Origin of the sequence: uncultured Cytophaga sp. (genome assembly GCF_937863595.1) — a bacterium.
In the GTDB taxonomy this organism is placed as follows: domain Bacteria; phylum Bacteroidota; class Bacteroidia; order Cytophagales; family Cytophagaceae; genus Cytophaga.
In genome coordinates this window covers 1-7,524 of sequence record NZ_CALMGQ010000012.1, presented here as the reverse complement: position 1 = coordinate 7,524, position 7,524 = coordinate 1, and the positions used below count along the sequence as shown (strand labels likewise).

General features: G+C 36.5%; 5 protein-coding genes. 2 read left to right on the top strand and 3 right to left on the bottom strand.

From position 1 onward, the window contains the following. Window positions 1-384, top strand: a 384-nt coding sequence (locus Q0543_RS01030; protein ID WP_299247824.1) for a hypothetical protein, incomplete at its 5' end; no start/stop codon positions are given. A 625-nt stretch (window positions 385-1,009) separates the two neighbouring features. Here the strand turns inward: Q0543_RS01030 and Q0543_RS01025 are convergent. The 3 genes from Q0543_RS01025 to Q0543_RS01015 are packed head-to-tail and all read right to left on the bottom strand — an operon-like array spanning window position 1,010 to window position 4,186. Next, complete coding sequence (locus Q0543_RS01025) at window positions 1,010-1,732, bottom strand: peptidase (protein ID WP_299247821.1); 723 nt, start codon at window positions 1,730-1,732, stop codon at window positions 1,010-1,012. Between the two features lie 48 nt (window positions 1,733-1,780). Beyond that, complete coding sequence (locus Q0543_RS01020) at window positions 1,781-2,719, bottom strand: alpha-E domain-containing protein (protein WP_299247818.1); 939 nt, start codon at window positions 2,717-2,719, stop codon at window positions 1,781-1,783. A gap of 15 nt (window positions 2,720-2,734) precedes the next feature. Further along, window positions 2,735-4,186, bottom strand: coding sequence for a circularly permuted type 2 ATP-grasp protein (locus tag Q0543_RS01015; RefSeq protein ID WP_299247816.1), 1,452 nt, complete (start codon window positions 4,184-4,186; stop codon window positions 2,735-2,737). 140 nt (window positions 4,187-4,326) lie between these two features. Here Q0543_RS01015 and Q0543_RS01010 point away from each other — a divergent pair, with 140 nt between their 5' ends. After that, on the top strand, window positions 4,327-7,497 hold the full coding sequence (locus Q0543_RS01010; protein WP_299247813.1) for a DUF2126 domain-containing protein: 3,171 nt from the start codon (window positions 4,327-4,329) through the stop codon (window positions 7,495-7,497). Window positions 7,498-7,524 lie beyond the last annotated feature (27 nt).

Here is a 7,524-nt window from a genome sequence, read left to right as displayed (position 1 = left end):
TTAAAGTATAATATCCTTACGAATAAAATAATAAGAATTAATTTTAATGAAGAAAAAATTGTAAAAGTCAAGGATACAGAAGAAGTATTTAAAACATTGGATTTAAATCAACATAAAGAAAAGGTTGGGTTATTAATTAAAGATGTTTTAATAGCATCAAAGTACTTAAAAACTACCGATGCATTTACCTATCTAGAAAATGTCGATCGAAGCCGTTATAAGTATGAGCAAAGGAGACTTAAGTATGGTATCATTTATTTTTTTTATCGGGTAAACGATAACGATTATATGAATATTATTCGATATAATATTAGGAGTAATGAATGGTTAATAGGGGATTTTTACGAAGAAAAAATAAAGGATGATGGTCCTCCTCGTTGGTAAATGTTGATTGCAATAGCCCTGGATTCAGTCAATTAATGTACGTAAGTGTTGGTTATGATAATGTTGAGAATGTCGACATGACTTGAAATTATGGGCTTTTATTTTAAATTTATTTTTTACTTCACGCTGCCCACTCACATCATACGCAAACTCTAAATTTGATTTAGCACTCCCAACAATGCTGATTACGTTAGATATTCTTTTCCTGATAATATTTTTTTTGATTTTCTTTTGCTCCAATATTTAGTGAAGCGGTGACTAATATTCTGCAGTCCGCCGTGGCGGATTGAATGCATCCATATGATCACATAAAACGTAGTCAAAGACTACAAAAATAATAGATGCCTTCCGTTCATTATTAAATAGTCTAGAAATTTTAGGATGTTATTCTATAACAAAATTTGGTGTAATGGTGAGCCGTGACTGTCGATAGGAATAGCGAAATGGGTTTTTCTTTGACGAAGCGTGAAAGGGTATTGCATTTGGCAATATTTGACGGTATTCATGTAGCATTGTCAGCTTAGGACCTTGTGCCTTAGGCTTCGTGCATTTCGCCTTAATTCATAAAAAAAGCCTGTACGAAACAAACGTTCCTTACAGGCTTATCTACAATTTAATATTCAAATTATTCTTGCTTCAATAAATTGTCCATCCAATCTTCTGGTAATTGTTTTACAGATTCTTTTAGCATTTCTGCCCATTCTTTTGCAATCGGTTTTAATTCATCGTAGGTAAAACGTTGTTCATTCATTTCAAAACTATCTGTTTTATAAATGACAATATCTAGTGGGTATCCAACGTCTGAAGCTGAAACGCGTGTAGAGTCAAAGGATAAGAAACCTGTTTTAAGCGCAAATCGCAACGATGAATCAAAGGTAACTGCTCTGTTTAAAATAGGCTGACCAAAACCCGTATTGCCAATAATTGCAAAGGGAGTGGCTTCACCAATTTCTATCCAATTTCCTTCAGGGTATACAAGATATAATTTGTGGGTATCATCCTCTTGTAATTGCCCGCCAATAATGGTGTGTAGATTGAAATTTAAACCCGAAGAAGCAAGTGCAGCTTTATCTTCTTTAGCCACCCGTCTTAATAATTCACCAAAGGAATTAACGACCTTGTACATTTTGTTGAATTTAAAATCTCCTTCAAGGAGTTCTTCTTCAAAATAGGTGATGGCTTTATCTCTTACTGAACGTAAGCCAGAAGTCATTAAAAAAATACTGTTTTTACCTATTTGGTGCGTACTTATTTTTCTAGATGTAGTAGCATTCGTTCCAGCAGTGATTCTAGTATCTGCAAGTGCAATTAAACCGCCTTTTACTTTTATTCCTAAACAATAAGTCATTGTATGTTAATTAGAGTATTCATGTAAATATACAACTATAAAATTCTCCTAAAAGAATTCTTTTTGTATGGCATCATTTAACTTTGCTAGCTCTTTTAGCGTAATTGTTAATAGTTCATCTGTATCTATTTCTTTATTTTGGTAATCTAGATATTTTATTGCCGCAGATAATTTTGCCGTTTTATAAATCAATGATTCTCTATCGAGTTGATTTATTTCTGTCCCATTTTTTATTTTTTTAATTGTTTTTGTACACTTTTCTAAACTTGAAGCAATCGATCTTGGAAAATCTAAATTCGTAATTAGAAATTCACATGCGATATCTTCGTGTATGCCTTTTTTGAAAAGTTTTTTAGTCATGTCAAGCGCTTCCAACACATTCAAGGTTGTAACCCATTGGTGATTTTCAACGGTTGGGTTTTCATTTTCAATTTGTAAGGCTTTGATATCACTCAGCGTATTAATTAAAATACGTGTAATTTGATAGGCTCTTTCTACATAGATACCGAGTTTTATAAACGCCCAAGCATCATCGTGTAATAAGGTACTGTCTAATTTTGCTTGAAACAACGAAGCGTTTTCTTCTACTTGTTTGGTGAATTCATATAAACCTCTTTTTCTAAGATAATCACCAGAAAAATTATGTACAAAGTGATAATTTTTATTTACCACCTCCCATAATTCATTTGAAATAAGATTACGTATGCCTTTAGTGTTATCACGTACAGCTGTAACATAACTAATGATAGACGTTGGGGAGGTTTTATCCAAAGATACTTTCCATAAAATGTCAGGTTCGTATTTTATATCCTTAGAAACATTGCCCGTAACCATGAATTTAATAGAACGTAATACAAAATTTTGATAATCTATAATGGTTGTATCCATTGTAGAAAAATATTTTACATCTAAGAAACGTGTAATGTATTCGGTACGTTCTTGATATCTTCCGATCCAATATAATGAACTTGCTTGTCTTGATAGCATACTTGTAGCGTTAAATTATTTACCTATTACCCACGTATCTTTTGAACCACCGCCCTGTGAAGAGTTTACGATTAAGCTGCCCTTTTTAAGTGCAACCCTTGTCAATCCACCTTTTAACACATGCTCATACTTGTCGCCAATCAGTGCATACGTGCGTAAATCAACATGTCTGGGTTCAAATACTTTTTCACTTTCAATGTAGGTTGAATGCATGGATAGACTCAATATGGGTTGTGCAATCCATTGTCTTGGGTTGGCTTTAATTTTATCTTTTAATTCAGAAAGCTCTTCTTTAGAAAGTGTATTTCCAATAGATATACCATAGCCACCGCTCATGTCTACTGGTTTTACTACCAATTCGGCTAAATGTTCTAACACATATTTCATATCTTTTTCGTCGCTACAGATATAGGTATGTACGTTATTAAGTATAGGCTCTTCTCCCAAATAGTATTTAATAATTTGAGGGACATAATGATAAATAGCTTTGTCATCTGCAACGCCAGTGCCTGGAGCATTTACTAAGGTTACATTGCCCGACAGATACGCTCTCATGATTCCTTTTACGCCCAACATGGAATCTTTTTTAAACACATCTGGATCTAAATAATCGTCGTCTATTCTTCTATAAATTACATCTACTTGTTTCGCGCCGGTTGTTGTTTGCATGTATACCTTATCATTCTTTACAAATAAGTCACGACCTTCTACAAGTTCTATTCCCATTTGTTGTGCCAAAAACATGTGTTCAAAATAAGCAGAGTTATACATGCCTGGCGTTAACAACACGCACAGCGATTCAGCTTGTGATTTATGACTCACGCTTTGCATCATCATTAACAATTCTTCAGGGTAGTCACGTACAGGTTGTATGCTGTAATGGTGAAACAAATCACTCAATGCTCTTTTTAATGCTTCTCTATTGTTTAAAACATAACTCACACCAGAAGGCGAACGTAGATTATCTTCCAATACATAATTATTTCCGTCGTTGTGTTTGATTAAATCTGTACCGTTGATGTGGCAATAGATATCTCCTTTAGGCCTAAATCCAATCATCTGTTTGCAATAGTGCGGCGAACTTAAAATCATTTCTTCAGGAATGATTTTATCTTTTAATATTTTTCGATCGTTGTATACATCTTTCAAAAACATATTTAATGCTCTTGAACGTTGAATAACGCCTTTCTCTATTGTATCCCATTCTTCAGAAGTAATGAGCCTTGGAAAAGGATCGAATGGGAATATATGTTCTTGTGAAATATTCTCAGAATATACTTGATATGTAATTCCTTGATTGAAAAATGAAAGCTTAATAAGATTATGCAACTTGTCAAATTGCTCTACATTCATGGTCTCAAAAACTTTGGCTACCGTTTCGTAGGGAATTTTAACATTATTGGTTGCCGCGTCAAATACCTCATCGAGGCATTTATTGGGCACAGTGTATTTGTCGAATATCCCCATGGTAGAAATAAAATTTATTTATTGCCTATATATATTATGCAATGTAAGAATAGAATATATTTGTCAAAAGCATTTTGCATTTATTAAAAGCGATACTGCGATATTCTATTTATAATTCAGTCTAATCTAAGTTAAATGATATGTCGATACACGTAGCTTTAAAACACAGCATGGGATATACGTATGATAGATTCATTAATATGTCTCCTCAAGTCATTCGATTAAGACCGGCGCCGCACGCTCGCACGCCTATTTTAGCGTATTCCATAAAGATAACACCCGAAAATCATTTTATTAATTGGCAACAAGATCCTTTTGGTAACTATCTGACACGTGTTATATTTCCAGATAAGGTAAAGGAATTTAGAGTTGATGTAGAGGTTATTACAGAGATGAAAGTCATAAATCCCTTTGATTTTTTCATGGAAGAGTATGCACAAATTTCTCCATTCAACTATCCCTCAGAATTGATTAAGGAGTTGGCTCCTTACTTGGAGGTGACAGAGAGTGGCCCAGCGTTGTTGCAGTGGGTAGATGCACTCAAACACTATTACGGATTAAATACGGTTGATTTTTTAGTAGCGGTCAATCAAAAATTATATAGAGATCTTAAGTACGCTATTCGGTTAGAGCCAGGCGTGCAGACTCCAGATGAAACACTAACCAAAGCACTAGGATCATGCAGAGATTCGGCCTGGGTATTGGTGCAAGCCTTACGACATATAGGTTTAGCTACTAGGTTTGTATCGGGTTATCTGGTTCAATTGAAAGCCGACAAAAAATCGGTTTTCGGTCCATCGGGTACGGAAGAAGATTTTACAGATTTACATGCTTGGTGCGAAGTCTATATACCCGGTGCAGGTTGGATTGGCTTAGATGCTACTTCTGGCTTATTTGCTGGCGAAGGACATATTCCATTGTGTTGTACACCAGAACCTTCAAGTGCATCGCCGATTACGGGGTTTACTGATCCTGCCGAAGTTGTGTTTTCATTTTCAAATAAGGTATTTCGAATTCATGAAGATCCACGCGTTACAAAACCCTATTCCGATGATCAATGGAATAGCATCAACGCACTCGGACAACAAATTGATGCGGAGTTCGAAGCCCAAGATGTACGACTGACGATGGGCGCAGAGCCAACCTTTGTATCGGTTTCGGATATGGAAAGCGACCAATGGAATACCGATGCAGATGGCGCAGATAAAAGAGATAAAGCATTTGAATTGGCTGTTACATTTAACAATAACTTTGCAAAAGGCAAAGGTTTAATTCATGTTGGGCAAGGCAAGTGGTATCCCGGTGAAGCCATACCGAGATGGCAATACGGAATTTATTGGAGGAAAGATGATCTTCCTTTTACAAGTAATCCATTGGTATATGGCAATCCAAACCAAAATTACAACTATACCTTTCAACAAGCGGAAGGTTTATTAAAAGAAATTACTTCGAAGTTAAAGCTTCCTATATTCAACGTTCAGGCGGCTTACGAAGATGCCTATTATTATTTATGGCAAGAAGATAAATTGCCTGTAAATATTAATCCATTACGTGTGAATCTGAACGATAGCCTTGAGCGTAAAACACTATCTCAGGTTATGAAGAATGGTCTGAATAATCCTGTTGGGTTTGTATTGCCATTGGAATGGAATTTTGAAAAAAATGTTTGGTTGAGTTGTGCCTGGGAATTTAGACAACGACACTTATTTCTGATTCCCGGTAATTCACCAATGGGTTTGCGATTGCCTTTAGAATCCTTGCCACACATGGTTGCGGCACAACGCGCAAAAGAAGTAGATAGAAGTCCGTTTGAATCATTGGGTAATCTGCCAGACTATCACAGTCAAAATGCACAACAGCAGCAAAGTGATAGTTTTAATATGAGTACGGTTCCGAATGAATGGTTGTATCCGAAAGAAACCAAGGCTGAAGAAGAAGAGAAAGACGAAGGCTTTTTTGTAGTGAAGAAAAAGAAAGATACTTCAGAAGAATTTGAACCTGAATTTAGAGCGCTTACGATTAAAACGGCCCTTAGTGTTGAGGCAAGAGAAGGAAAGTTATTTGTGTTCTTCCCACCGTTTAAACATGTGGAACACTATTTAGAATTGTTGGCGATTGTAGAAGATGCTGCCAATCGATTGTCCTTACAAATAATTATTGAAGGCTATGAACCGCCTAGAGACAATCGCATAGAGAAACTTGTTGTTACGCCCGATCCAGGAGTGATCGAAATTAATATTCATCCGGCTAAAAGCTGGAATGAAATTAAAAATATTTACAGTGTCTTATTTGATGGTGCTGGCAAAGCGGGTTTGGGTACGGAGAAGTTTATGCTTGACGGCAGACATATAGGCTCTGGCGGCGGTCATCACATTACCTTGGGTGGTGTAACGCCAGAAGACAGTCCGCTGTTGCGCAGACCCGATATCTTAAAAAGCTTTATACTCTTTTGGCAGAATCATCCCGGTTTATCGTATTTATTCTCTACTGCTTTTATTGGGCCCACCAGTCAAGCACCGAGAGTAGACGAAGGTAAGCCAGGGCAGTTGTATGAATTAGAGATTGCCTTGTCGCACATTCACAAAGATGAAGAAGTTCCGTTTTGGTTAACAGATCGATTGCTTCGGAATTTGTTGACAGACATGACGGGCAATACACACCGCTCGGAGTTTTGTATTGATAAATTATATTCTCCCGATAGTTCAACCGGCAGATTGGGTATTCTAGAGTTGAGAGCATTTGAAATGCCACCTGACGAACGCATGTGCTTGGCGCAGATGATGCTCATTCGTACCTTGTTTGCTTGGTTTTGGAAAAAACCATACGAGCACAAACTTATTCGTTGGGGTACAGAATTACACGATAAATTTATGCTACATCATTTCATTAAAGAAGATTTAATGGATGTATGTGATCAATTAGCAAGTGATGGCTATGCCTTTGATATAAGTTGGTTGGAGCCTTTCTTTGAGTTTAGATTTCCATTGATTGGTAACATACAACAAGGAGGTATTTCACTGTCATTACGAAATGGCATTGAACCGTGGCAAGTGCTAGGGGAGGAAATGTCTAGTTCTGGAACGGCTCGTTATGTTGATTCTTCCGTAGAGCGTGTAGAAGTAAAAGTATCAGGCATCAACGAAGAACGTTATGCAATTCTTTGTAATGAAATGCGTGTGCCTTTAAGAGCTACTGGTACGAACGGAGAATTTGTTGCGGGTATTCGATACAAAGCATGGGCACCGCCATCTGCCATGCATCCGACCTTGCCGGTAGATGTTCCCTTGGTATTTGATATATATGACTTGTAGAATAAAAAATCAATTGGTGGTTGTACC